The organism is Delftia sp. HK171 (genome assembly GCF_001886655.1).
Lineage (GTDB): Bacteria > Pseudomonadota > Gammaproteobacteria > Burkholderiales > Burkholderiaceae_C > Comamonas > Comamonas acidovorans.
Map to the genome: position 1 here is coordinate 5,311,593 of NZ_CP018101.1, position 24,616 is coordinate 5,336,208.

At 67.2% G+C, this 24,616-nt stretch carries 17 protein-coding genes; 4 read left to right on the top strand and 13 right to left on the bottom strand.

Translation table 11 applies throughout. The features are described from left to right. Nucleotides 1-55: 55 nt before the first annotated feature. The 3 genes from BO996_RS23730 to ahpC all read right to left on the bottom strand — a co-directional run bounded on the left by BO996_RS23730 (nt 56) and on the right by ahpC (nt 4,961). A complete protein-coding gene (locus BO996_RS23730) occupies nt 56-2,335 on the bottom strand; it encodes a TonB-dependent hemoglobin/transferrin/lactoferrin family receptor (RefSeq protein WP_071956560.1) in 2,280 nt (759 codons plus the stop codon). Nucleotides 2,336-2,737: 402 nt separating this feature from the next. Then, complete coding sequence (ahpF, locus tag BO996_RS23735; protein ID WP_012206870.1) at nt 2,738-4,294, bottom strand: alkyl hydroperoxide reductase subunit F; 1,557 nt, start codon at nt 4,292-4,294, stop codon at nt 2,738-2,740. Nucleotides 4,295-4,397: 103 nt separating this feature from the next. After that, nucleotides 4,398-4,961, bottom strand: coding sequence for an alkyl hydroperoxide reductase subunit C (gene ahpC, locus BO996_RS23740; protein WP_012206871.1), 564 nt, complete (start codon nt 4,959-4,961; stop codon nt 4,398-4,400). 368 nt (nt 4,962-5,329) lie between these two features. Between ahpC and bfr the strand changes: the two genes are divergently transcribed. Further along, nucleotides 5,330-5,806, top strand: coding sequence for a bacterioferritin (gene bfr / locus BO996_RS23745; protein WP_012206872.1), 477 nt, complete (start codon nt 5,330-5,332; stop codon nt 5,804-5,806). A 94-nt stretch (nt 5,807-5,900) separates the two neighbouring features. On the opposite strand, the gene BO996_RS23750 is transcribed toward bfr, so the two are convergent. The 3 genes from BO996_RS23750 to BO996_RS23760 form a co-directional block, all read right to left on the bottom strand. Beyond that, nucleotides 5,901-7,133, bottom strand: coding sequence for a sensor histidine kinase (locus BO996_RS23750; RefSeq protein ID WP_232240413.1), 1,233 nt, complete (start codon nt 7,131-7,133; stop codon nt 5,901-5,903). 164 nt (nt 7,134-7,297) lie between these two features. After that, nucleotides 7,298-8,017, bottom strand: coding sequence for a FadR/GntR family transcriptional regulator (locus BO996_RS23755; protein ID WP_034396394.1), 720 nt, complete (start codon nt 8,015-8,017; stop codon nt 7,298-7,300). 112 nt (nt 8,018-8,129) lie between these two features. Beyond that, a complete protein-coding gene (locus tag BO996_RS23760; protein ID WP_013801125.1) occupies nt 8,130-9,464 on the bottom strand; it encodes an MFS transporter in 1,335 nt (444 codons plus the stop codon). A gap of 202 nt (nt 9,465-9,666) precedes the next feature. Between BO996_RS23760 and BO996_RS23765 the strand changes: the two genes are divergently transcribed. After that, the gene (locus BO996_RS23765) at nt 9,667-10,209 is read left to right on the top strand and encodes an ureidoglycolate lyase (RefSeq protein ID WP_071956561.1); all 543 of its coding nucleotides are present in this window, start codon (nt 9,667-9,669) and stop codon (nt 10,207-10,209) included. A gap of 73 nt (nt 10,210-10,282) precedes the next feature. Here the strand turns inward: BO996_RS23765 and BO996_RS23770 are convergent, their stop codons facing one another. The 3 genes from BO996_RS23770 to BO996_RS23780 all read right to left on the bottom strand — a co-directional run bounded on the left by BO996_RS23770 (nt 10,283) and on the right by BO996_RS23780 (nt 15,363). After that, on the bottom strand, nt 10,283-11,251 hold the full coding sequence (locus tag BO996_RS23770; RefSeq protein WP_012206877.1) for an alpha-E domain-containing protein: 969 nt from the start codon (nt 11,249-11,251) through the stop codon (nt 10,283-10,285). Continuing rightward, on the bottom strand, nt 11,252-12,721 hold the full coding sequence (locus BO996_RS23775; RefSeq protein ID WP_012206878.1) for a circularly permuted type 2 ATP-grasp protein: 1,470 nt from the start codon (nt 12,719-12,721) through the stop codon (nt 11,252-11,254). A gap of 143 nt (nt 12,722-12,864) precedes the next feature. Then, nucleotides 12,865-15,363 (bottom strand): DNA internalization-related competence protein ComEC/Rec2, encoded by a 2,499-nt coding sequence (locus BO996_RS23780; protein WP_071956562.1) that lies wholly within the window; start codon nt 15,361-15,363, stop codon nt 12,865-12,867. A 173-nt stretch (nt 15,364-15,536) separates the two neighbouring features. Here BO996_RS23780 and BO996_RS23785 point away from each other — a divergent pair, with 173 nt between their 5' ends. Continuing rightward, nucleotides 15,537-15,995: a RidA family protein gene (locus BO996_RS23785; RefSeq protein ID WP_012206880.1), complete on the top strand. Its 459-nt coding sequence runs from the start codon at nt 15,537-15,539 to the stop codon at nt 15,993-15,995. 43 nt (nt 15,996-16,038) lie between these two features. On the opposite strand, the gene BO996_RS23790 is transcribed toward BO996_RS23785, so the two are convergent. From BO996_RS23790 to BO996_RS23805, 4 genes are all read right to left on the bottom strand, one after another. Further along, the gene (locus BO996_RS23790; RefSeq protein WP_071956563.1) at nt 16,039-17,808 is read right to left on the bottom strand and encodes a methyl-accepting chemotaxis protein; all 1,770 of its coding nucleotides are present in this window, start codon (nt 17,806-17,808) and stop codon (nt 16,039-16,041) included. 127 nt (nt 17,809-17,935) lie between these two features. Further along, the gene (gene parC, locus BO996_RS23795) at nt 17,936-20,323 is read right to left on the bottom strand and encodes a DNA topoisomerase IV subunit A (protein ID WP_065347955.1); all 2,388 of its coding nucleotides are present in this window, start codon (nt 20,321-20,323) and stop codon (nt 17,936-17,938) included. 39 nt (nt 20,324-20,362) lie between these two features. Next, a complete protein-coding gene (locus BO996_RS23800) occupies nt 20,363-21,235 on the bottom strand; it encodes a lytic transglycosylase domain-containing protein (RefSeq protein WP_012206883.1) in 873 nt (290 codons plus the stop codon). 3 nt (nt 21,236-21,238) lie between these two features. After that, nucleotides 21,239-23,221, bottom strand: coding sequence for a DNA topoisomerase IV subunit B (locus BO996_RS23805; protein WP_071956564.1), 1,983 nt, complete (start codon nt 23,219-23,221; stop codon nt 21,239-21,241). Between the two features lie 160 nt (nt 23,222-23,381). On the opposite strand from BO996_RS23805, the gene BO996_RS23810 reads away from it, so the two are divergent. Next, the gene (locus BO996_RS23810) at nt 23,382-24,608 is read left to right on the top strand and encodes an MFS transporter (RefSeq protein WP_071956565.1); all 1,227 of its coding nucleotides are present in this window, start codon (nt 23,382-23,384) and stop codon (nt 24,606-24,608) included. The last annotated feature ends 8 nt before the right edge of the window (nt 24,609-24,616 follow it).

Consider the following 24,616-nt stretch of genomic DNA (forward strand, 5'->3'; position numbering starts at 1 on the left):
TGCGTTTCAGTTGGCAGCGTTGCACATGCATGCGCCCGCGCCACAGGCGCATGCTTCAGAAATCCTTGACCATCGACACCCGCACATGGCGGCCGGGCTGGCTGTAGGCGTCGGCAATCGCCGTGCTGGCAGCCAGACCGCGCACATCGGCCCAGCGCCAGTACTTCTTGTCGGTCAGGTTGTAGATGCCGGCGTTCAGGCGCAGGTCGGGGCGTATGCGCCACTGGGCGCTCAGGTCGGCGACGGTGGCCGAGGGACTGAGCCAGGCGGCGCTGCCGTTGGACACGTCGCCGGCCTTCTTGCCACTCCAGTGCGAGACGTTGAACTGCACGCCCACGGCAGAGTGCTCGTAGCGCACGCCCAGCACCAGTTGCTGGGGCGAGATGGTGTCCAGCGGCTTGTCGGACTGCGTGTCCTTGCCGTCGGTGTAGCCGTAGGCCAGGCGCGTCTGCCAGTCGCCGCCGGCCCAGCGGCCCCAGTCGTAGTCGGCCTTGAGTTCGAAGCCGCTGATGCGGGCGCGGCCCACGTTGATGGACTGGTAGATGGCGGGGTTGGCCGCGTTGCCGGGCTGGCCCGCAACCAGTTGCTGGTCGACGATGAAGTCCTTGTAGCGCCCCGTGAACACGGCGGCGTCCAGGCGCAGCCTTTCCATGCGCCCGCGCAGGCCCAGCTCGAAGGTCTGGCTCTTTTCGGGCCGCAGGTTGGGGTTGGGAATGTTCCGGTAGAACGCCACCGGGTTCTCGAAGAAGGCATTGATCTGCCCGGCGTTGGGCGCCCGGAAGCCCGCCGCATAGTTGCCATAGACGGACCAGGCCGGGCTGGCCTGCAGCATCACGCCCAGCTTGGGCGAGAGCGCGGAGTCCGAGTTGCTGACCACGGTGGGCACAAAGCCGTTCTGCCGGGGCTTGATGCTGTAGTGCTCGGCGCGCAGGCCCGGGGTCACGCTCCAGGGGCCGTTGTGCAGTTCGGCCTGGGCGAACAGGGCGGTGGCGCTTTCGGTGGTGTCGGGGAAGCGCTTGAGCGGGAAGCTCTCGCCCACGGGCGGCGTGATGCCGTTTTGCGCGTTGACCACCTTGTTGCGGAGGTAGTCCAGCCCATAGGTGAACTTGCCGCTGGCCGAGGAACTCCAGCGCAGCAGGCGGCTGGCCTGTGCGTGCAGCTGGATCGCGTCCTCGTCATAGGTCACGTCGCGCTCGCGGTAGGGCAGGCCGATGCGCGTCTCGGTGACGAATTCGCGCGCGTCGGACTTCTGGTAGCTGGCCATCAGCTGCAGTTCGTCGGCCAGCGCCGTGCCCAGTTGCTGCCACTGGCCCTGCCAGCTGGCCCGCCAGCGCTTCATGTCAGTGCGCGAGTCGGAATTGGCTACGGTGGCCGAACGCGCGGACAGCAGGGCGTAGTCGGCGCGCTTGTCCACGTTCTCGAAGGTGAAGACATGCTTTTGCACGGCGCTGGGCGTGAAGACCAGGCGACCCATCAGCGATTCGCTGCGGTCTTTCTCGGGATTGGGCGTGGTGCGCGCCGCGCCCGTCACGTTGTTCGTGCCCATGTTCTCCAGCGCGTGCGAGCGGCCCAGGCCCGCCGACAGCAGCCATGCCCATTCGGGGCTGGCACGGCCCGCCACGGTGGCGCCCAGCTTGCGGCCGTTGTCCGAGCCGTCGTAGCCGGCAGCCACGCGGCCGGCGATGCGCTTGTCCTTGCCCAGCAGATCGTCCGGCTGCACGGTCACGAAGTTGACCAGGCCGCCCATGCCGTCCGATCCATACAGCGCGGGCGTGGACCCGCGCAGGATTTCCACGCGCTGCACCAGGCCCAGGTCCAGGTAGTCGCGGCCGAAGCTGTTGGCGCTGAAGCTGTAGCTGCGCGGCAGGCGCACGCCATCGACCAGCATGAGCACGCGGTTGCCATCCAGGCCACGGATGTTGAAGCCGCTGTTCTGGTCACGCCCGGCCGACGAGGTCGCCAGCGAGAAGCGCGCCGGGGCGCGCGGCACCTCGACATTGGGCAGCAGGTTGACCATCTCGCGGATGTCGCTGGCCTGCTCGCGTTCCATGCGGCCGGCGTCGATCACGTCGATGCTCATGGGCAGGGTGTCAGGGTCCTGCACCTCGCGCGAGGCGCTGATCACCATCTCCTTGAGAGCAGGGGCACGGGTCCGTACCCCGGACGCGGCCTGCGCCAGCAATTGCGTGTCGGCATCCCCGGCATTTGCAACGTTTGCGGCGGCCTGCCCCGGATCCTGGGCCAGGGCAGCGGAGGCGCACAGCAGCGCGCAGGCGGCGGCCAGGGGATGGCGCGCCCGCCGGGCGCTTGATTGCATTGCGAAGTCGTAAGCCATTGCGAAGCCCTCTCTCTCTGATCAACATGGATGTGCGAGAGCTGGCTTCTGCTTGCAGCGGCTGGCGGGTGGCCCGCCAGCCGTTGGCGCGTCATGTGCTGGCTGGATGAAGAAAAATTATATGCGAATAGTTCTCATTTATTGATTTGATCTGGCGCATGGGCCCCGGAACAAACCCTGCTGGCGCCGTGTGCCGCCAGGCAGCTATCTGTGCGACACCCACAGCGACAAGGCCCGCGCCTGAAGACGCGGGCATGAAAAACAGCCCCTGCCCTCCCCTTGCTGCGCCAGGCCTTCTGCCCCTGGCAGGGCGATGAAAAAAGGGCCCGGATGCCATGGCATCCGGGCCCTTTCTCCGGCTTGCTCCGCACCATGGCGGAGCAGCAACTGGTCAATGGCTGATCAGTGGCGGATCAGGTGATCGAAGGCCGACAGTGCAGCCGTGGAGCCGGCACCGGCAGCAATGATGATCTGCTTGTACGGCACGTTGGTGCAGTCGCCTGCGCCGAACACGCCGGGCACGCTGGTGTGGCCCTTGGCGTCGATCACGATCTCGCCGAAGCGTGTCAGCTCCACCGTGCCCTTGAGCCAGTCGGTGTTGGGCAGCAGGCCGATCTGCACGAAGATGCCTTCCAGCGCCACGGTCTTGACCTCTTCCGTCGTGCGGTCCTTGTAGGTCAGGCCGGTGACCTTCTTGCCATCGCCGTTGACCTCGGTGGTCTGGGCGTTGAGGATGACCGTGACGTTGGGCAGGCTGCGCAGCTTCTTTTGCAGCACGGCGTCGGCCTTGAGCTCGCTGGCGAACTCCAGCAGCGTCACGCTGCGCACGATGCCGGCCAGGTCGATGGCCGCTTCCACGCCCGAATTGCCGCCGCCGATCACGGCCACATTCTTGCCCTTGAACAAGGGACCGTCGCAGTGCGGGCAGTAGGTCACGCCCTTGGTGCGGTACTTGTCCTCGCCCGGCACATTCATGTTGCGCCAGCGCGCGCCGGTCGAGAGGATGACCGTCTTGGCCTTGAGGCTGGCGCCCGAGGCGGTCTGCACCTCGATCAGCCCGCCTTCCGTGGCGGCCGGAATCAGTTTGGACGCCGTCTGCAGGTTCATGATGTCCACCTCGTAGTCGCGCACATGGCGCTCCATGGCGGCGGCCAGTTGCGGGCCTTCGGTCTTGGAGACCGAGATGAAGTTCTCGATGTCCACGGTGTCCAGCACCTGGCCACCGAAGCGCTCGGCGGCGATGCCGGTGCGGATGCCCTTGCGTGCCGCATAGATGGCAGCCGCGGCGCCGGCCGGGCCGCCGCCGACGATCAGCACGTCGAAGGCATCCTTGGCGGAAATCTTGGCCGCTTCACGCGAAGCGGCGCCGGTATCGACCTTGGCGACGATCTCGGCCAGCTCCATGCGGCCCTGGCCGAAGCGCTCGCCGTTCACAAAGACGGTGGGCACGCCCATGACTTCGCGCTGCTCGACTTCCTTCTGGAACAGCCCGCCGTCGATGGCGGTATGGCTGATCTTGGGATTGAGCACGGACATCAGGTTCAGCGCCTGCACCACGTCGGGACAGTTGTGGCAGGACAGCGAGTAATAGGTCTCGAAGTGCAGCGGCACGTCGATATTGCGCACCTGCTCCAGCAGCTCGGCCGATTCCTTGGACGGATGGCCGCCGACCTGCAGCAGGGCCAGCACCAGCGAGGTGAATTCATGGCCCAGGGGGACGCCTGCGAAACGCACGCCGCTGTCCACGCCGGGATTGGTGATCAGGAACGAGGGCTTGCGCACCTCGGCGTCGTTGTGCTCGACGACGGTGATCTTGTCGCTCAGCTCGCGGATTTCCAGCAGCAGTTCCTTCAGCTCGCGCGCACCCTGGCTGTCATCCAGCGAAGCCACCAGCTCCACCGGACGCTGCAGGCGCTCCAGGTAGGCCTGCAATTGGGCTTTCAGGTTGTTGTCAAGCATGTCGGACTCCTAGGGAAATACGAATTTTCGGAAAAAAAAGCCCGGGCGCCAGGCACCCGGGCGTCTTCAACAGTTCAACTGTGAACAGGAAGCGGTGTACCGCTTAGATCTTGCCGACCAGGTCGAGCGAGGGAGCCAGGGTCTTGTCGCCTTCTTCCCACTTGGCGGGGCAGACTTCACCCGGGTGGTTGCGGACGTACTGGGCAGCCTTGACCTTGCGCAGCAGATCGACGGCGTTGCGGCCAATGCCTTCGGCGGTGATTTCCACGGCCTGGATCACGCCATCGGGATCGACGATGAAGGTGCCGCGGTCAGCCAGACCCTGGCCGGGACGCAGGACTTCGAAGTTGTTGCTGATTTCCCAGGTGGGGTCGCCCAGCATCGTGTACTTGATCTTGCGGATGGTGTCCGACGTGTCGTGCCATGCCTTGTGCACGAAGTGCGTGTCGGTGGACACGGAGAAGACTTCCACGCCCAGCTTTTGCAGTTCGTCGTAATGGTCGGCCACGTCGCCCAGTTCGGTGGGGCACACGAAGGTGAAGTCAGCGGGGTAGAAGAAGAACACGGCCCACTTGCCCAGGACGTCCTTTTCGGTCACTTCGATGAACTTGCCATTCTTGAAGGCCTGCGTCTTGAAGGGCTTGATTTGGGTGTTGATCACGGACATTGCTGTTTCCTTTGTGGTTGGTGAGTGAACACAGGACGAAGTCTAGGCCCAGGCAACCGATTGATCCAATGAATTGATTGAATTCATCCGATTGCCAAAAACTATGTGAACATCCTTGGTCTCCAGGCCTGCGGGCTTGACCAGCCCGCCACCGGCCTGAAGAGGCTATTTTGGGCCGAAATATGACAAGGCAATGCAGCAACCCCGCAGCCGCGTCGGCAGCCGGCCCGCAAACGAGAACGCGCCTCATAAGCAGCCAATGCGCGATAACAGGGGTTTGCTTGATCTGACGCAGAAACCCTAGACAATCCACCCCTATAGCGGCCGGCGATCGGCGCGGTCCCCCACGTACAACAAAGGAGTTCCCCATGCAAGGCGACGCACAAGTCATCACCTGGCTGCAAGCCCAGCTCAAGAACGAGCTGACGGCCATCAACCAGTACTTCCTGCACTACCGCATGTACAAGCACTGGGGCTTCGACAGGCTGGCCAAGAAGGAATACAAGGAGTCCATCGGCGAGATGAAGCACGCCGACTGGCTCATGGACCGCATCTTCGTGCTCGACGGCCTGCCCAACCTGCAGGACCTGGGCAAGCTGCAAGTCGGCGAGGATGTGCCCGAAGCCCTGGCTTGCGACCTGAGCAGCGAGAAAACCGCGCAGCAGACCATCAAGGACGGCATCGCCCACTGCGAAAGCGTGCGCGACTATGTCTCGCGCGATCTGCTGCAAAAGATCCTGGACGATACCGAGGAGCACATCGACTACCTCGAAACCCAGCTGGACCTGATCGACAAGGTCGGCATCCAGAACTACCTGCAGTCGCAGATGGACGAAGAGTCCTGAGCATCGGACTCAGGGGTGGCGGCACAGGCCGCACCCCGCACTCGAAACGACGGGCCTGTGTGCCCGTTTTTTCATCTTCTGGCCCGGCTATCGGTCACTCGTCGGCGTATCGCAGCGGAAACAACAGAAGAAAGGTCGTGCCGGTCTGCGCGGCCGACTGCACCTCGATGGTGGCGTCCAGCAATTCCGCCAGCCGCTTGACGATGGACAGGCCGATCCCCTCGCCTGCGCCGCTGCGGTAGCTGGCCGCCGCACCGCCTTGCTGCGGCGCGCCCCCGGTGCGGACCTCCCCGGACGCCGCCGTCCCCAGGTGGCCCGAAGGGTCCATGTCCGTGGCCTGCTTGAGGGCGGCAACCAAAGGCGCCGCAGGCGCCATGCCAGGGCCCGTGTCCCCGATGGAGAGCATCCAGCGGCGCCGGTCCTCCCCATCACCCAGAGCCCACTTCACCGTGACACCGCCCTCCTGGGTGTACTTGAGCGCGTTGAGTATCAGGTTCTGCGCGATGCGGCGCAGTTTCAAGGCATCCCCTTCCACCGGCATCGTCCCCGGCCCCTGCAGGTGCAGGTACAGGCCGCGATCGTTGGCCAGGGCCTGCAGTCCCTCGCACAGATGGGTGATCACCTCGGCTGCGTCAAAGGAGGTCAGCTGGCGATGCTCGCGCCCGGCGTGCAGCTTGGCCAGCTCCGTCACGTCATCCAGCAGATGGCGCAGCGACTGGACGTTGCGGTCCAGCATGCGCAGGAGTTTCTCGCGCGACTGCGCCGGCGCATGCTGCATGCCCAGGCCATGCGTCACATTGGCCACCACGCCGACGTTGCTGCGCAGGTCATGCGCGACCTGCTCCCACAGTTGCGAGCGCTGCAGGTCCAGCGTGCTCACGTCATGCAGCGCCGCTTCCAGGTCCCGGACATGGCCCTCGGCCTCCTGCTGCTGCAGGCGGAAATACTGGGTGCTGCTGTCCTGCACGTCGCGCGTGTAGGTGGCGGCCCAGGCCTTGCGCGCAACGGGCATGGCGCCATGCGCATCGGGATGCTCCTCGGCATAGGCCTCCAGTTGCGCCACCATGACTTCGTTGAGCAGGCCCAGCTCGCGCACGACTTCATGCAGGTCATAGCCCTGTTGCCAGCGGTGCAGGCCGTGGGCGGCGGCCTGCTCGCCATCGACCGGCGGCTCGGCAGCGCCTGCCGGGGCACCGCCGAGGGCCCGCAATTGCTGCTCGAACGCGGCCAGCACGGCCGGAATGTGATCGTTCAACTGGGTGCGGGGAAGCGCCTCGCCGGCGGTCAGTGCCGGGTCCCGCCTGACGGCCTTGCGCCATGTCTGCAAGAGTCCTTCGCGCTGCGCCGCAAGGGCGTCTGCCAGTCTGCAGAGTTCATTTCCTTGGCTTGTCATGGATCGGCATCCGTGGCGGTCTGTGGAGAGGGGAAAAATGCGTTGCGCCAAGGATGGTAAGGCCAAAAACCCGGCCGATCGGGCTCGTGCCGGCGCGCCTACAGGCCGGTGGGAAAGTGCACGCCCGCGCGCTGGGCAGCCTGCACGATGTGCGTGGCCATGGCCTGCTGCGCCAGCTCGGGCCGGCCCTGGGACAGGGCCTCGATGATGGCGGCATGCTCCTCGGCGGTCGCATGGCGCGCGCCGCGCTTGTAGTACGGCAGGCGCTGGCTTTCCTGCATGACCTCGCCGCTGCCGCGCAGCACGTCGGCAATCGCATGGTTGCCCGAGATGGTGGCAATCTGCAGGTGAAACTCGAAATCCAGGCGCGTGGCCTGCACGAAATCGGCCAGCTCGATGCTTTGCTGCATGGCCTGCAGGTTGGCCTGCAGGGCCGCCACGTCTTCGGGCTGCACCACCAGGGCGGCCAGGCGTGCGACAAAGCCCTCCAGCGCATAGCGCAGCTGATAGACATCGGTGAGCGCATGCGAGTCGGCAAAGCGCCAGGCCTCTGCGCCAGAGGCCGGGGCGTCGGTGGCCTCGGTCACGTACATGCCCTTGCCGGGCCGCGCCACGACCAGGCCCAGCCCCTGCAGCGTGGACAGCGCCTCGCGCAGCGAGGTCCGGCTGATGCCCAGTTGCTCCGACAGGTCGCGCTGCGACGGCAGCAGCGCGCCCACCGGATACACGCCGCCCTCGATCCACTCGCGGATCACGCGGGCGGCATTGCCGGCAACGGCGGTGCTGGCGGAAGGACTGGAAGCGGTGCTGGGTTCCATGCGTTGGCAGGTCTCGGGGTCGGGGGCGGCAGGTGCGCTGATCTTAGCGACTGCGCACCGCTGCCGCATGGTCGTGGGTCGTGTGGTCGTGGGTCGTGCAGCGTTGGTGCCTCTACTTGTTGACCAGCTTGGCCGGCACCGTATAGGTCAGGAAGGCGCCGAACAGCAGCACGCCGGCCAGCACGAACATGGCGGCATTGGTGCTCTGTGTCGCATCCTTGATGAGGCCGATCATGTAGGGACTGATGAAGCCGGCCAGGTTGGCAAAGGAGTTGATCAGCGCAATGCCGGCTGCCGCACCCGCGCTGGACAGGATGGCCGTGGGCAGGCTCCAGAACAGCGGAGAGGTCGCCAGGCTGCCGCCCGCGGCCAGCGCCAGGGCGGCCAGCGACAGATAGACGTTGCCGCTGAAAATGGCCGACAGCATCAGGCCCGCTGCGCCCACGCAGAACGGCACGATCAGGTGCCAGCGGCGCTCGCGCATGCGGTCCGAACTGCGGCTGACCAGGTTCATGGACACCACGGCCACCGAGAACGGGACGGCCGTCAGCAGGCCGATGTGAAAGGCCCCCTCCACGCCCGACTGGCGGATCAGGCTGGGCAGCCAGAACGTGAGACCGTACTGGCCCATGACGGTGCAAAAGCAGATCAGGGCCATCTTGATGATGCGGGGGTCGGAGAACAGCGCGCGCAGCGTCACATGGCTATCGCTCTTGCTGGCGTTCTCGCGGGCGATGTTGCGCTCCAGCAGGGTCTTTTCCGCCTCGGTCAACCAGCGTGCGGCGCGGATGCCGTTGTCCAGGTACCAGAGCACGGCCAGGCCCAGGATCATCGAGGGAATGGCCTCGAGCAGGAACAGCCATTGCCAGCCGCGCAGCCCCGCCACTCCCTGCATCAGGTCCATGATGCCGCCCGACAGCGGTCCGCCCAGGATGCCCGAGACCGGAATCGCGCACATGAACAGCGCCACCATGCGGGCGCGCCGGTACGACGGAAACCAGTAGGTCATGTACAGGATCATGCCGGGGTAGAAGCCCGCCTCGGCCGCGCCCAGCAGAAAGCGCAGCACGTAGAACTGCGTGGGCGTGCTCACGAACATCATGGCCGCCGAGATCAGGCTCCACATGATCATGATCCGCGAGATGGTGGCCTTGGCGCCTATGCGGTGCATCAGCATGTTGCTGGGCACCTCGAAGAAGAAGTAGCCGATGAAGAACAGCCCCGCCCCCAGGCCGTACATGGCCTCGCTGAACTGCAGGTCGGCCAGCATGTGCAGCTTGGCGAAGCCCACGTTCACCCGGTCCAGGTAGGCCGCCACATAGCAGGCCATGATGAAGGGCAGCAGGCGCCAGGCCACCTTGCGGTAGACGGCGGCCTCGGCCGGCGTTTCGCTGGCCAGCGCCGGCGCCGCGCCGGCGACCTCGGCAGATGCGGGAAGAGATGACATCAGGGAGTCCTTGGTTGAGGAGTTGCGACCAACTGGTATTACCGGTATGAATTACGAAGCGAACGGTACCTCCAGCGCTTTGCCATGTGCACTCGCATTTACCCCAATTCAACGCAAGCAAAACTAATTCCCCGAGGTTTGACAAAAATCCGGTCCAGCTGCAGACTGGTATTACCAGTATGAAAACAAGAGGCAAAACTTCGTGAACACCTTGTCAGAGACCCGCCCCGCCAGCCTTTGCCTGCGCGCCCAGCCGCTGACCGCCGAGGCCTTTGCCGAGTTTGGCGAGGTCCTGGACAGCACAGGCCACACACCGCTGCTCATCAACGATGGCATGACCGAGCGCTACCACGCCCTGGCCCGCGTGGACACGGGCGGCAGCGAAGGCCATGGGCTGATCAACCTGTTCCATGCCCGGCCCTATGCGCTGCCCCTGCGGCTGACCAGCATGGAGCGCCACCCCCTGGGCAGCCAGGCCTTCATGCCGCTGGATGCACAGCCCTTCATCGTGGTGGTGGCCCCCCTGGGCGAACAGGTGGCAACCGCCGACCTGCGCGCCTTCATCACCAACGGCCGCCAGGGCGTGAACTACCGGCGCGGCGTCTGGCACCACTCGCTGATCGCGTTGAATGCGCCGGCGCGCTTCATCGTGATCGACCGTGGCGGCCCTGGCGACAACTGCGACGTGCTGCCCATCGGCGGCGCCGAGGGCGTTGTGTTGGACCTGGGCAGCGTGCAGGCCTGAATTCGGCCCACCCAATGAACCAATGAACAAAGCCGCCCGAGGGCGGCTTTGTGCTGCATGGCGGCGGGCGGCCTCAGGCCGGTACCAGAAAGTCCCGGCTGATGCCCTGGCCCAGGTCGTGCACGCGGTCCAGGAACTGCGTGAGATAGGCGTGCAGGCCCGTGGCCAGGATTTCGTCGATGCGCGCATAGCGCAGGTCGGCCAGCAGGCGGCCTGCCTTGCGCTGGGTCTCGCGCGACTGGGCGTTGGCCACGCTTTCCAGGTTGGCCACCACCTCCAGCATGCTGGCCAGCAGCGAGCGCGGCATGTCGCTGCGCAGCATCAGCAGCTCGGCCACGCGCTCGGGCGTGATCACGTCGCGGTAGACCTTGCGGTAGACCTCGAAGGCCGAGACGCTGCGCAGCAGCGCGCTCCAGTGGTAGAAGTCGAACGGCGTGGCCGCCTTGCCCGATGCGCCGTTGCGTGCGCTGCCGTGGTAGTCGCGCTCGATGGCGTGGAACTTCACGTCCAGCAGGCGTGCCGTGTTGTCGGCGCGCTCGATGAAGGTGCCCAGGCGCAGGAAGTGGAAGGCCTCGTCCTGCAGCATGGTGCCCAGCGTCACGCCGCGCGACAGGTGCGAGCGGTGCTTGACCCATTCGAAGAACTGGCCCGGATCGCGCTCCCAGTCGCCCTCGGCCAGCAGGCGCTTGAGCTCCAGCCAGGTCTGGTTCTGGGTCTCCCAGGCCTCGGTGGTCAGGGCGCCGCGCACGGCGCGCGCGTTCTCCCGCGCAGCGCGCAGGCAGGAGGCGATGGACGAGGAGTTGCTCTCGTCGCGCACCATGAAGTGCAGCACGGCCTCGCGCTGCACCTCGCCGTGGCGGGCGGCGTAGGAGGGGATCAGCTCGCTGATGGACAGCACACCCTGCCAGGCCTTGCGCGCCACCTGCGGCGCCTGGGGCAGCATGGAGGTGTCATAGGAGACGTTGAGCATGCGGGCGGTGTTCTCCGCACGCTCCGTGTAGCGGGACATCCAGTACAGATGATCGGCAGTACGGCTGAGCATTCAATGTCCTCCCTCATTTGACTCACCGGCCCCGAGCACCCAAGTGTCCTTGGTGCCGCCGCCCTGTGATGAATTGACCACCAGCGAGCCCTCCTTGAGCGCCACGCGCGTGAGGCCGCCGGCCACCATGCGCACCTGGTTGCCGCTGAGCACGAAGGGCCGCAGATCGATGTGCCTTGGTGCGATGCCCTGCTCCACCAGGGTGGGGCAGGTGGACAGCGCCAGCGTGGGCTGCGCGATATAGCCGCCGGGATTGGCGATGAGCGCGCGGCGGAAATCCTCGATCTCGCCGCGCGAGGCGGCAGGCCCGATCAGCATCCCGTAGCCACCGGCGCCGTGGACTTCCTTGACCACCAGTTCGTCCAGGTGGTCGAGCACGTAGCGCAGGTCATCGGGCTTGCGGCACAGCCAGGTCGGCACGTTCTGCAGGATGGGCTCCTCGCCCAGGTAGAAGCGGATCATCTCCGGCACATAGGGGTAGACCGATTTGTCATCGGCCACACCCGTGCCCGCGGCATTGCAGATGCTCACGTTGCCGGCACGGTAGGCGCGCATGAGGCCGGGGCAGCCCAGCGTGGAGGTGGGGCGGAAGACTTCGGGGTCGAGAAAATCATCGTCCACGCGCCGGTAGATCACGTCCACGCGCTGCGGGCCGCGCGTGGTGCGCATGTAGACCACGTCCTTGTCCACCACCAGGTCCTGGCCCTCGACCAGCTCCACGCCCATTTGCTGGGCCAGGAAGGCATGCTCGAAGTAGGCGCTGTTGTGCATGCCGGGCGTCAGCACCACCACCGTGGGCTCGGGCGTGCCGGCCGGCGCGCTGGCGCGCAGCGTCTCCAGCAGCATGTCGGGATAGTGGGCCACGGGCTCCACGGGATGGCGCGAGAACAGGTCCGGGAACAGCCGCATCATCATGCGCCGGTTCTCCAGCATGTACGACACGCCCGAGGGCACGCGCAGGTTGTCCTCCAGCACGTAGTACACGCCCTCGCCCTGGGCATTGGCGGCGCGCACGATGTCGATGCCGGCAATGTGGGCGTAGATGCCGCCCTGCACCGCCAGGCCCCGCATCTCGGGCCGGTACTGGCTGTTGTTCAGCACCAGTTCGCGCGGCACCAGGCCCGCGCGCAGGATCTCCTGGTCGTGATAGACATCGTGCAGGAAGCGGTTGAGCGCCGTCACGCGCTGCACCAGGCCCGCCTGCATTCGCGACCACTCATGTGCGGGAATGACGCGCGGTATCAGGTCGAAGGGGATGAGGCGCTCGTTGCCGGCGCCGCTTTCGTCCTTGTCGCCGTAGACGGCGAACGTGATGCCGACGCGCCGGAAGATGATCTCGGCCTCGGCGCTGCGCGCTCGCAGCGTCTGTTCGGACTGGCGCGCAAGCCATTGCGCGTAGTCCTTGTAGTGCAGGCGCACATCGCTGCCGTCGAACGGCGTCATCGTGTACATCTCGTCAAATGGATGCATTCGTCACCTCCTGTCGCTGCATGTGTACGGGGTCTAGCAAGCTACGGGCCAGCCCTCGTATCGCACCAGTGTAGCGATAGGTAACCTCAATCCGGACAAGCGGTATCCAGCATATGCATCCTGCTCCGCCATCGGCGCACGCCCTATCCGCCCTGCCCCTGCGTGACGTGCACATCCCAATAGCGGCGCGCCCTTTCCCGCTCGCAGACCAGGTGCACGGGGTCCGAAGAGCGCCAGTGCGCCGCGCCGCAGCGGGCCGACTGCACCACGCCGGCGCCATGGGCCTCATAGCGGCGCACCACCTCGGGGACAGGATGGCCATAGCGGCTGCGATATCCCGCCTGCACCATGGCCCAGCGCGGTGCCAGGGTCTGCACCAGGGCGGTGCTCGATGAAGTGCGGCTGCCGTGGTGGGGCACCAGCAGCCACTGCACGGGCGCGAGGGCGCCGGCCCTTGCCAGTGACCGCTCCTGCGCAGCCTCGATGTCACCGGCCAGCAAGGCCTGCACGCCAGATGCAGAGCGCAGCAACAGCACGCAGCTGCCCGCATTGGCATGGGCCAGCGCCCGTGCGGAGGGCAACCGTTCGCCGGCAGACGGATGCAGCACCTCCAGCCGCACGCCATCCCATTCCCAGTGCTGGCCCGCCTGGCAGCGGCGCACAGCGCCCAGGCCGGCCAGCGCAGGGTCGAGGATCACGGAATCCGATCCCCAGACCTCCGCCTGCGGCTGCGCGGCATGCACGGCCAATGCACCGCCCGTGTGGTCATTGTCACGGTGGCTGAGCCACAGGGCATCCAGCCTCAGACCCAGAGCCTGCAACAGCGGCACCAGCACCCGGTCGCCGGCATTGCTGTCCATGCCGTACTGCGGCCCCGCGTCATACAGCAAGGCATGCCGCGCCGTGCGCACCAGCACGGCATTGCCCTGGCCTATGTCCACGGCCATCAGGTCGAACTCGCCATGCGCCGGTGATGGCGACGGCCACCACAGGACCGGCAGGCACATGGCCAGGCCCCAGCAGCGCCATCCGGCAGGCACCGGAGCCACCAGCGCCAGGCCACCGCACAGCGCAGCCAGCCCTGCCCACAGCGGCGGCTGCGGCAGTTGCACCACGGCCCATGCCCACTGGTCCAGCCATTGCAGCAGCTCCAGCAGCGGGGCCAGCGCCAGCGCCGCACCTGTCCACAAGGGCGGCCACAAGGCACCCAGCAGGGCCAGCGGCGTGACCACGAAGGTCACCCAGGGAATGGCCGCCAGATTGGCCAGCAGCCCCGACAGCGACAGCTGGCCGAACAGCATCAGGCCCAGCGGCGCCAGCGCCAGCGAGATGCGCCATTGCTCGCCCCACAGGGCCAGCGCACGGGCAGGCAGCGAAGGCCGCTGCGCGCCCTGCATGCGCGCATCGGTGGCCAGCAGCACGCCCACGGCCACAAAGCTCAGCCAGAAGCCGGCCTGCCACAGGGCCCAGGGGTCCAGCACCACGACCACGGCCAGCGCCAGGCACCACACGGCGGGCCAGGGCCAGCGCAGTCCGGCGCCGCGCAACGCAGCCACGCTGGCCAGCATGCAGACGGTGCGCTGCGCCGGCAGTCCCCAGCCGCTGAACAGCGCATAGCCGCCCGCCAGCAGCACGCCGGCCAGCAGGGCCGCCTGCGGCGCCGGGCACCACAGGCAGGCCCGTGCGCTGCAGCGCCAAAGCCGCCCCACCACCAGTGCTGCCAGCCAGGCGAACAAGGTGATGTGCAGGCCGGAAATGCTCATCAGATGGGCCACGCCGGTATGCCTAAACAGCGCCCAGTCATCCCGCGCAATGGCCTGTTGATCGCCCATGGCCAGGGCGGCCACCACACCCAGCATGCGCGGCGCATGGGCAGGGTCCAGGCCGATGCGCTGTAGGGATGCCGCAAGCGCGGATGTGCGGCCCAGGATGGCGTCGCGCATCTGCTGGCGCCAGCGCTGCAGGGCATGGCTGCCGGTGTCGGCCAGTTGGCGTGCAGCGGGCTGTTCGCGCACATGGCCCGTGGCCTGCACGCCCTGCTCCCACTGCCACAGCTCATAGTCGAAACCATGGGGATTGCGCGCGCCATGCGGGCGCTTGAGCCGCACGGTCAGCGCCCAGCGCTGGCCTGGCCGCAGATCGGGCAGCATGGCAACACCCCTGGACTGCCGGCCCCGGGGGGCGTACCAGGACAGTTCGATCAGTGCAGGAAACGGCGCCAAGACCTCTTCGCTGCCGACGATCCGAGCCTGCTCCACCTCCATGCGCCAGCGCATGCCCTGGGCCATGTTCTGGGGAAGCGATGCCACGACGCCGACGATGCGCAGGTCACGCCCCTCCAACGGCGCAGACAGCGCCTGGCCCGCAAAGTCCTGGGCCCGCCAGCCGGTCAACCCGCCCACCAGCAAGGCGGCGCAGACGGCGGCCCACAGGCGGTGCACACCACGGCAGCGCCGGCCTGCCCATGCCCGCCACGCCCTCCAGGCCAGGCCTGCCAGCCCCATGCCCGCCAAGAGCAGATACATCCACAGCGGCCACAGGCGCGGCTGCGTGACCTGCCAGGCCGCACCGGCCACGCAGCCGAGCAGCAGGGGCGTCCAGGAAGACGGCGAGAGGGTTTGGGCAGCTGCCGCAGGGTGCATCCACACATGCTAGGAGCGGATGCCGCGCAGCCACCATGCAGCGCCTCGGATTCAGACAACAATCAGACTGGCGGAAGCCCAGGCCCTGACATGCCAGGGTGCAAGGGGCTGTGTCACACTGTCCGCCACCCCGGCACTGGCGCCGGATTTTTCTTGTCTCGAAGGAATCAACGATGAGCGTTTACGAACAACTGAAGGCCCTGAACATCGAACTGCCGTCGCCTGCCATCCCGGCGGCGGCCTACGTGCCCTATGTGCAGACGGGCAATCTGGTGTTCCTGAGCGGCCATATCGCGCGCAAGGACGGCAAGGTCTGGGCCGGCCAGCTGGGCCGTGATCTGCAGACTGCCGACGGCCAGCAGGCCGCGCGCGCCATCGCCATCGACCTGATGGGCACGCTGCAGCATGCCGCCGGCGGCGACCTGGGCCGCGTGCGCCGCATCGTCAAGCTGATGTGCCTGGTCAACTCCACGGGCGACTACACCGAGCAGCACCTGGTGGCCAACGGCTGCAGCGAGCTGCTGGGCCAGGTCTTCGGCGATGCCGGCACGCATGCGCGCAGCGCCTTCGGCGTGGCCCAGATCCCGCTGGGCTCCTGCGTGGAAATCGAGCTGATCGCCGAACTGGCCTGATCGGCAGCATGCCGCCGCACGGCGCCGCCGTGCTCGCAGGCGGCTAGAAACTCTCCCATTGGCCATCCTCGGCTGCCGGTGCGGCAGGCCGGGGCGCCGAGGCCAGCTTGGGCGCCGCCGCCCTTGCTGCGGCAGGCCGCGCGGCAACCGGCCCGGCAGCCGCAGGCGCCACGGCTGCTGCCGGCCGCCTTGGCGCTGCGGCAGCGCTGTGCAAAGTGCGCGCCGCCGGCGCAGCCTGCCTTGCGAGCGTCGTCGGCGAAGGCGCCAGGTGCGCCACCTTGAACACCGCCACCGTGCGCGACAGCTGCTCGGCCTGCTCTCGCAGGCTTTGCGCTGCGGCCGCGCTTTGCTCGACCAGGGCCGCGTTCTGCTGCGTCATCTGGTCCAGCTGTCCCACGGCCTGATTGACCTGGGCCACGCCCGCGCTTTGCTCCGAAGAGGCCGCCGTGATCTCGCTGATGGTGTCGGCCACGCGCTGCACGGACTGCACGATGCCCTCCATGGTGGTGCCCGCGTCGCCCACCAGGCGGGCGCCGTCCTCCACCCGCTCCACCGAGGCGCCGATGAGCTGGCGGATTTCCTTGGCAGCCGCCGCGCTGCGCTGTGCCAGCGTGCGCACCTCGCTGGCCACCACGGCAAAGCCACGGCCCTGCTCGCCGGCGCGGGCCGCCTCCACGGCGGCGTTCAGCGCCAGGATATTGGTCTGGAAGGCAATGGAGTCGATGACGCCGACGATGTCGGCAATCTGCCGGCTGCTGTCGTTGATGCCCTTCATGGTCTCGACCACCCGGGCCACGACCTCGCCGCCGCGCTGGGCCACCTGTGACGCGCCCGCCGCCAGGCTGCTGGCCTGCTGGGCACTGCTGGCGCTTTGCTGCAGCGTGCTGGTGAACTGTTCCATGGCGGCAGCCGTCTCCTGCAGGTTGCTGGAGGTCTGCTCGGTGCGCACGGACAGGTCCTGGTTGCCGGTGGCGATCTCGGCGCTGGCGATGGCGATGCTGTCCGTGCTCTGGCGCACCTGCTGCACCATGCCCGACAGCGATTCGCTCATGGCCTGCAGCGAGCGCAGCAGGTCGCCGAATTCATCAGCACGCTGTGCCTGTCCCTGCACGCCTGCGCTCAGGTCGCCTGCGGCAATGCGTTCGGCCAGTTCGCTGGCCTCGGCCAGGGGCCGGCGGATGCTGGCAATCAGGAAATGGGCGCCGATGACGATGCCCAGCAGCAGCAGGCCCACGGCCGCAGCGGCAAAGCCCACGGTGAGCCTGCGCGAGGCGGCCATCTCTTGCTGGCTGGTACGCGCCACCTGCTCCTGCATCTGCACGAAGTCGCGCAGCGACTGCAGATAGGCATCCACGGCGGGGTTGTAGGACTGCTTGACCAGGGCCAACGCCTGCTCCTGCCGGCCATCGGCCTTGAGCTGGCGTGCCTGGGCACGCAGTTCGATCATGGTCTTGCGGGCTGCCGCAATCCTGGCCATCTGCGCCTTGTCTGCGTCGGACAGGGGCATGGCTTCCAGTGATTTCTGCACCTCGGTGATCCGCGCCGAGGTGGCGCTGATCACGTCCTTGAACTCGGCCTCGACAGCGGCATCACTGCTGACCACCACTGCCTGGGTGCGGGCCGCGTTGGTTTCGGTCAGCCCCATCCAGCGCACGGCGGCCTGGACCCGCGCCTGCATCTCCTGGGTCACCGCCTCGGACCGGGCCTGGACCTGGGCCGAGCGATAGCCCGACAAGCCGACCACGCCCACCAGCGCCACCACGATGGCGGCCACTGCAAGCCACAGCTTGTGTGCCATGCGAAGTCGCAGCATATCCAGTCTCCCTCATTTTGGAAGACTCCATGTTGAGGCCTGGAAGAAGGCCTGGTGGGCGGAAAAACCCAGAGGAAACCCCTGATCCGCCCCTTTCGCGGAGGGCATTGCAGGGGCGGCCGCGCTCTTACTCCACGCGCGTCACGCTTTGCGGCTTGAAGCCCAGGTCGGCCGACTTGCCCTTGCGGCCGCGCGTGCCACGGGCATTGTTGAGACTGCGGATCTCCAGCGTCTCGCTGCGCTCCTTGCCGCCGCGGCCCACGCCATCGATGCGGATGCTGCGCGTGTAGGCGGCAGCGCCCGCCAGCGTGTCCTTGTCCTCCAGATCGAGCAGCATCAGCCCGCGACCGCCCTTGGCCATGTGCTTGAGGCTGGCGATCTCGAAGGTGAGGATGCGGCCACCCGTGGAAGCGCAGATCACATGCGTGGCCGGCAGCAACAGGCCCGCGCCCTGCTCGCCTTCCTGCGGCTCCGCACGTGCGCCCATGGGCACGCCGTAGGCCGTGGACGGGGCGCACAGCGTCTCGCCGTCGGCCAGCGTGACGAAGGCCTTGCCCGCCTTCTGGCGCGAGACCATGTCGCTCACCATGGCCACGAAGCCGTAGCCACCCGACCCCGACAGCAGCAGCGCCGTGCCCTCGGCACCGGCGAAGTAGTACAGGATCTGGGTGCCGGCCTCCAGCTCGATGAGCGTGGTCACGGGCTGGCCATCGCCGCGCCCGCCGGGCAGTTGGGCCACCGGCACCGAATAGATGCGGCCGTTGCTGCCAAAGGCCAGCAACTGGTCCACGGTGCGGCATTCGAAGGTGCCGTGCAGGCTGTCGCCGGCCTTGAAGCTCAGCGTGCCCGCATCGACGCCATGGCCCTGGCGCGTGCGCACCCAGCCCTTGTCCGAGATGATGACCGTGGTGGGTTCATCGACCACCTTGACTTCGGCGACGACCTTCTTTTCCTCCTGGATCAGCGTGCGGCGCGCATCGGCGAACTGCTTGGCATCGGCCTCGATCTCCTTGCAGATCAGGCGGCGCATGGTGCTTTCGCTGCCCAGGATGTCTTCGAGCTTGCCTTGCTCCGTGCGCAGTTCCTTGAGTTCCTGCTCGATCTTGATGGCCTCCAGCCGCGCCAGCTGGCGCAGGCGGATTTCAAGAATGTCGTCGGCCTGGCGCTCGGACAGCGCAAAGGCATCGATCAGCGCCTGCCGGGGCTCGTCGCTGGCCCGGATGATGGCGATGACCTTGTCGATGTTCAGCAGCACGGCCTGGCGGCCTTCGAGGATGTGGATGCGGTCCAGCACCTTGGCCAGCCGGTGCTGGCTGCGCCGCGTGACCGTGGTCTGGCGGAAGGCGATCCATTCCTCGAGCATCAGGCGCAGGCTTTTCTGCACCGGGCGGCCATCGAGGCCGATCATGGTCAGGTTGATGGAGCTGGACGACTCCAGGCTGGTATGCGCCAGCAGCGCCGTGATCAGTTCCTGCTGCGGCACCTTGCCGGTCTTGGGCTCGAAGACCAGGCGCACCGGCGCATCCTTGCTGGACTCGTCGCGCACGCCGTCGAGCACGGCCAGCATGCTGGCCTTGAGCTGGGTCTGTTCCTGGCTCAAGGCCTTCTTGCCGGTCTTGACCTTGGGATTGGTGATGTCCTCGATCTCTTCGAGCACCTTCTGCGCCGAGACGCCGGGCGGCAGCTCGGTCACCACGATCTGCCACTGGCCGCGCGCCAGCTCCTCGATCTTCCAGCGCGCGCGCAGCTTGAGGCTGCCACGGCCCGTGCGATAGGCGTCCTGGATGTCGGAGGCGCTGCTGATGATCTGCCCGCCACCCGGATAGTCGGGGCCGGGGATGATCTGGAACAGTTCCTCGTCGCTGAGCTGGGGCCGCTTGATCAGGGCCACGCAGGCGTCGGCCACCTCGCGCAGGTTGTGGCTGGGGATTTCCGTGGCCAGGCCCACGGCAATGCCGCTGGCGCCATTGAGCAGGGCGAACGGCAGGCGCGCGGGCAGTTGCTGCGGCTCCTGCGTGCTGCCGTCGTAGTTGGGCACGAAGTCCACCGTGCCCATGTCGATCTCGTCGAGCAGCAGGCCCGTGATCTTGGACAGGCGCGCCTCGGTGTAGCGCATGGCGGCTGCGCCGTCGCCGTCGCGGCTGCCGAAGTTGCCTTGGCCATCGACCAGCGGATAGCGCTGGTTGAAGTCCTGCGCCATGCGCACCAGCGCGTCGTAGGCCGACTGGTCGCCGTGCGGGTGAAAGCGGCCCAGCACATCGCCGACCACGCGTGCGCTCTTGACGGGCTTGGCCGCCGTGTTGTGGTTGGGACCGCTGTAGCTCAGGCCCATGCGGTCCATGGCGTACAGAATGCGCCGCTGCACGGGCTTGAGGCCGTCGGTCACATCGGGCAGTGCCCGGCCCTTGACCACGGACAGTGCGTATTCGAGATAGGCCCGTTGCGCGTACTGGCCCAGGTCCAGTGCATCGCCGGCCGCCTGTTGTGCCAGATCCAGAGAGGTTTGGTCGCTCATGAAGAAATTCGTGATCTCAAAAAATGCAATGAATGCCGCTCATTGCGGCGTGGGCAGTCCTGTGGGCAGCGTCATGCGCACCCGGGGCGTGGTGCCCGGCAACGCCGCTGCTGCAGGCGCTGCAGGGCCCGCGCGCTCGCGCCCGCCCTGCAGCTGCTCGTAGATGCCGAGCACGGCCTTCACGTAATTGCGGGTTTCCTGGAAGGGAGGGATGGCCTGGCCCGCGCGCCGCACGGCGCCCTCGCCTGCGTTGTAGGCGGCCAGCACCAGGTCCAGCCGGCCGGGGAACAGCCCCATCAGATGGTTGAGGTAGCGCGCGCCGGCCGGCACGTTGACGGCCGGATCGGCCAGTTGCTGCTGCACGCTGCGCTGGCGGCTGGCCTCCACGCCGAAGCGCTGGGCCGTGGCCGGCATCAGCTGCATCAGGCCGACCGCCCCCTTGGGCGAGATGGCCTGCGCGTCAAAGCCCGACTCGACGGCGATCACGGCCTTGAGCAGGTCGTAGTCCACGCCCGTGTGGTCCGCCGCCTTGCGCAGATGGCCGCGCACGCTCTTGTAGCGCGGCGAGATGTCGAAGAAGCTTTGCAGCCGCGTATGCGCCTGCAGCCTGCGGCCGGCATCGCCGCTGCCGTCAGCGTCGGCAGCGGCCTCGGCCTGCACCATCGGGGGCTTGAGCCCCTGCTCGGCGCTGTCATAGACCGAGCCGCGAAAGTACAGCCTGTAGCGCTCGTCCAGCGCCTCGGCAGCGAAGTGCGTGATGCCGCGCTCGTCCACGAAGGCCCAGAGATCGGCATGCGCCGGCCGCGCCAGCCCCCACAGCGCCAGGGCCAGGCCCAGCGCCGCCAGCGCGCGCACCCCGGCGCCGCGCGCCAGGTGCGGGCGGTGCTTCAGGGCGGCACGGAGCACAGTCATGGGTCAGATATCGACTTCAATGGCGTCGCCATGGAGCTCCATGAGCTCGCGGCGCGCTGCGGCCTCGCCCTTGCCCATGAGCTTGGTGACGACCTGCTCGGCCGCCGCGAAGTCCAGGTTCATGAACTGCACGGGCAGCAGGCGGCGCGTGTCGGGGTTGAGCGTGGTCTCCCACAGCTGCTCCGCATTCATCTCGCCCAGGCCCTTGAAGCGGCTGATCTGGCATTTCTCGCGCGGCACGCCGTCCTTGGCCGATTTGTCCAGGATGGCGGTCAGCTCGCCCTCGTCCAGCGCGTACATCTTGGCCGCAGGCTTCTTGCCGCGCGCAGGCACGTCCACACGGAACAGCGGCGGCAGCGCCACATGGATGTGGCCGGCCTCGATGAGCTTGGGGAAATGGCGGAAGAACAGCGTCAGCAGCAGCACCTGGATGTGCGAGCCGTCCACGTCGGCATCCGAAAGAATGCAGACCTTGCCGTAGCGCAGGCCCGACAGGTCGGGCGTGTCGTTGGGGCCATGCGGGTCCACGCCGATGGCCACCGAGATGTCATGGATTTCGTTGTTGGCGAACAGCCGGTCGCGGTCCACCTCCCAGGTGTTGAGCACCTTGCCGCGCAGGGGCAGCACGGCCTGGGTTTCCTTGTTGCGGCCCATCTTGGCGCTGCCGCCGGCCGAGTCGCCCTCGACCAGGAAGACCTCGTTCAGGCTCAGGTCGCGGCTTTCGCAATCGGTGAGCTTGCCCGGCAGCACGGCCACGCCCGAGCCCTTGCGCTTTTCGACCTTCTGGCCCGCCTTCTGGCGGGTCTGCGCGGCCTTGATGGCGATCTCGGCCAGCTTGCGGCCCCATTCCACGTGCTCGTTGAGCCACAGCTCCAGCGCGGGGCGCACATAGCCGCTGACCAGGCGCACGGCATCGCGCGAGTTCAGGCGCTCCTTGATCTGGCCCTGGAACTGCGGGTCCAGCACCTTGGCGTTGAGCACATAGCTGGCACGCGCAAAGACGTCGTCCGGCATGAGCTTGACGCCCTTGGGCAGCAGCGAGTGCATCTCGATGAAGGCCTTGACCGCCTGGAACAGGCCGTCGCGCAGGCCGCTGTCATGCGTGCCGCCGGCGGTGGTCGGGATCAGGTTGACATAGCTTTCGCGCAGCGGTGCGCCGTCCTCGGTAAAGGCCACGCACCAGGCGGCGCCCTCGCCTTCGGCAAAGCTGTCGTGGTGGCGGTCGGCAAAGCCCTCGCCCTCGAACAGAGGGATGACCGCCTCGCCATGCAGGCTTTGCTGCAGGTAGTCGCGCAGGCCGCCCTTGAACTGCCAGGTCTGGGTGTCGCGCGTCTTCTCGTTGACCAGGGTCACCGACACGCCTGGCATGAGCACGGCCTTGCTGCGCAGCAGATGCACCAGCTCGCCCATGGGCAACTGGGGCGATTCGAAATAGCGGGCATCGGGCCACACGCGCACGGTCGTGCCCTGCTTGCGTTCGCCAGCGGCCAGCGGCCGCGACTGCAGGGGCTCGACCACGTCACCGCCCGAGAAGGCGATGGTGGCCACCTTGCCCTCGCGGTGGATGCAGGCCTCAAGGCGCGTGGCCAGCGCATTCGTGACCGAGACGCCCACGCCGTGCAGGCCGCCCGAGAAGCTGTAGGCGCCGCCCTTGCCCTTGTCGAACTTGCCGCCCGCATGCAGCCGGGTGAAGACCAGCTCCACCACGGGCGCCTTTTCCTCGGGATGCATGCCGAAGGGGATGCCCCGGCCGTCGTCTTCGACGCTGTAGGAGCCGTCGGAATGCAGGGTGAAGCGGATTTTCTTGCCGAAGCCGGCCAGTGCCTCGTCGGCCGCGTTGTCGATCACCTCCTGCAGCACGTGCAGGGGGTTGTCGGTGCGCGTGTACATGCCGGGACGCTGCTTGACGGGCTCAAGGCCCTTGAGCACGCGTATCGAGCCTTCGGAGTATTCGCTGGCGGAAGTGGGAGATGGTTTGACTGCCATGGGGGCGGATTGTAGTGCGCGGCCCGGCTCAGTGCTGGATGCATTCACAGTCATTGACATTGACTATCCCGAAAAAGCCGCTGCCATCAAGGGCCGCGCTGGCGCATGGGCGACCCAAGCGGCACAGCGCAAAACCCGGAGTTTCGCTAAAGTTTGCCGCATGCAAAAAAACAACCAACCCATGTCCATGGTGCAGATACTGCTGTGCGGGGGCGCAGTCGTGACGCTGTCCATGGGAATCCGCCACGGCTTCGGCCTGTGGCTGCAGCCCATCACCCAGGAGATGGGCTGGACGCGCGAGTCCTTCGCGCTGGCCATCGCCATCCAGAACCTGTCCTGGGGCGTGCTCGGCATCTTCGGCGGCATGCTGGCCGACCGCTTCGGCGCCTTCCGCGTGCTCCTGGTGGGCGCGCTGCTGTATGCGCTGGGCCTGGCCGGCATGGCCATGGCGCCCACGACAACCTGGTTCGCCCTGACGGCCGGCGTGGTGATCGGCGCAGCCCAGGCAGGCACCACCTATGCCGTGATCTACGGTGTGCTGGGCCGCCAGATTCCCGTGGCGCGGCGCAGCTGGGCCATGGGCGTGACGGCGGCGGCGGGCTCCTTCGGCCAGTTCTTCATGGTGCCCGTGGAAGGCAGCCTGATCTCGAACTTCGGCTGGTCCAACGCCCTGCTGCTGCTGTCGCTGTGCGCGCTGATGATCATTCCGCTGGCCTTCGGCCTGCGCGAGCCGGGCTTCCAGCCCGGCAACGCCCGTCCCGTGCGCGACCAGAGCGCGGGCCAGGCCGTCGCCGAAGCGCTGCGCACGCCCAGCTTCGTGCTGCTGACGGCCGGCTACTTCGTCTGCGGCTTCCAGGTGATGTTCATCGGCGTACACATGCCCAGCTACCTCAAGGACTACGGCCTGGCGCCGCAGGTGGCCAGCATCTCGCTGGCGCTGGTGGGGCTGTTCAACATCGTTGGCACCTACGTGGCCGGCAACCTGGGCCAGCGCCTGCCCAAGCGCTACCTGCTGTCCACCATCTACTTCACGCGCTCGGTGGTGATCGTGCTCTTCCTGCTGGCGCCGCTGACGCCCTGGTCGGTCTACATCTTCTCTGCCGCCATGGGCCTGCTGTGGCTGTCCACCGTGCCGCTGACCAATGCCACCGTGGCCCAGATCTTCGGCGTGCAGCATCTGTCCATGTTGAGCGGCATGGTGTTCTTCAGCCACCAGGTGGGCAGCTTCCTGGGCGTCTGGCTGGGCGGCTATCTCTATGACCACACGGGCAGCTACCAGGTGGTCTGGTACCTGGCCATCGGCCTGGGCGTGGCCGCCGGCCTGCTGAACCTGCCCATACGCGAAGCCCCCGTGGCACGGTTGCGCGCAGCCCAGGCCGCTGCCTGACATGACGA

Bases quoted from the DNA above. Each gene is read 5' to 3' on its own strand.
- parC (WP_065347955.1), bottom strand. From the start codon at position 20,323: ATGAGCGACCAAACCTCTCTGGATCTGGCACAACAGGCGGCCGGCGAT.
- BO996_RS23800 (WP_012206883.1), bottom strand. From the start codon at position 21,235: ATGACTGTGCTCCGTGCCGCCCTGAAGCACCGCCCGCACCTGGCGCGC.
- ahpC (WP_012206871.1), bottom strand. From the start codon at position 4,961: ATGTCCGTGATCAACACCCAAATCAAGCCCTTCAAGACGCAGGCCTTC.
- BO996_RS23775 (WP_012206878.1), bottom strand. From the start codon at position 12,721: ATGCATCCATTTGACGAGATGTACACGATGACGCCGTTCGACGGCAGC.
- BO996_RS23790 (WP_071956563.1), bottom strand. From the start codon at position 17,808: ATGCTGCGACTTCGCATGGCACACAAGCTGTGGCTTGCAGTGGCCGCC.
- BO996_RS23760 (WP_013801125.1), bottom strand. From the start codon at position 9,464: ATGTCATCTCTTCCCGCATCTGCCGAGGTCGCCGGCGCGGCGCCGGCG.
- ahpF (WP_012206870.1), bottom strand. From the start codon at position 4,294: ATGCTTGACAACAACCTGAAAGCCCAATTGCAGGCCTACCTGGAGCGC.
- BO996_RS23780 (WP_071956562.1), bottom strand. From the start codon at position 15,363: ATGCACCCTGCGGCAGCTGCCCAAACCCTCTCGCCGTCTTCCTGGACG.
- BO996_RS23770 (WP_012206877.1), bottom strand. From the start codon at position 11,251: ATGCTCAGCCGTACTGCCGATCATCTGTACTGGATGTCCCGCTACACG.
- BO996_RS23810 (WP_071956565.1), top strand. From the start codon at position 23,382: ATGCAAAAAAACAACCAACCCATGTCCATGGTGCAGATACTGCTGTGC.
- bfr (WP_012206872.1), top strand. From the start codon at position 5,330: ATGCAAGGCGACGCACAAGTCATCACCTGGCTGCAAGCCCAGCTCAAG.
- BO996_RS23785 (WP_012206880.1), top strand. From the start codon at position 15,537: ATGAGCGTTTACGAACAACTGAAGGCCCTGAACATCGAACTGCCGTCG.
- BO996_RS23730 (WP_071956560.1), bottom strand. From the start codon at position 2,335: ATGGCTTACGACTTCGCAATGCAATCAAGCGCCCGGCGGGCGCGCCAT.
- BO996_RS23805 (WP_071956564.1), bottom strand. From the start codon at position 23,221: ATGGCAGTCAAACCATCTCCCACTTCCGCCAGCGAATACTCCGAAGGC.
- BO996_RS23755 (WP_034396394.1), bottom strand. From the start codon at position 8,017: ATGGAACCCAGCACCGCTTCCAGTCCTTCCGCCAGCACCGCCGTTGCC.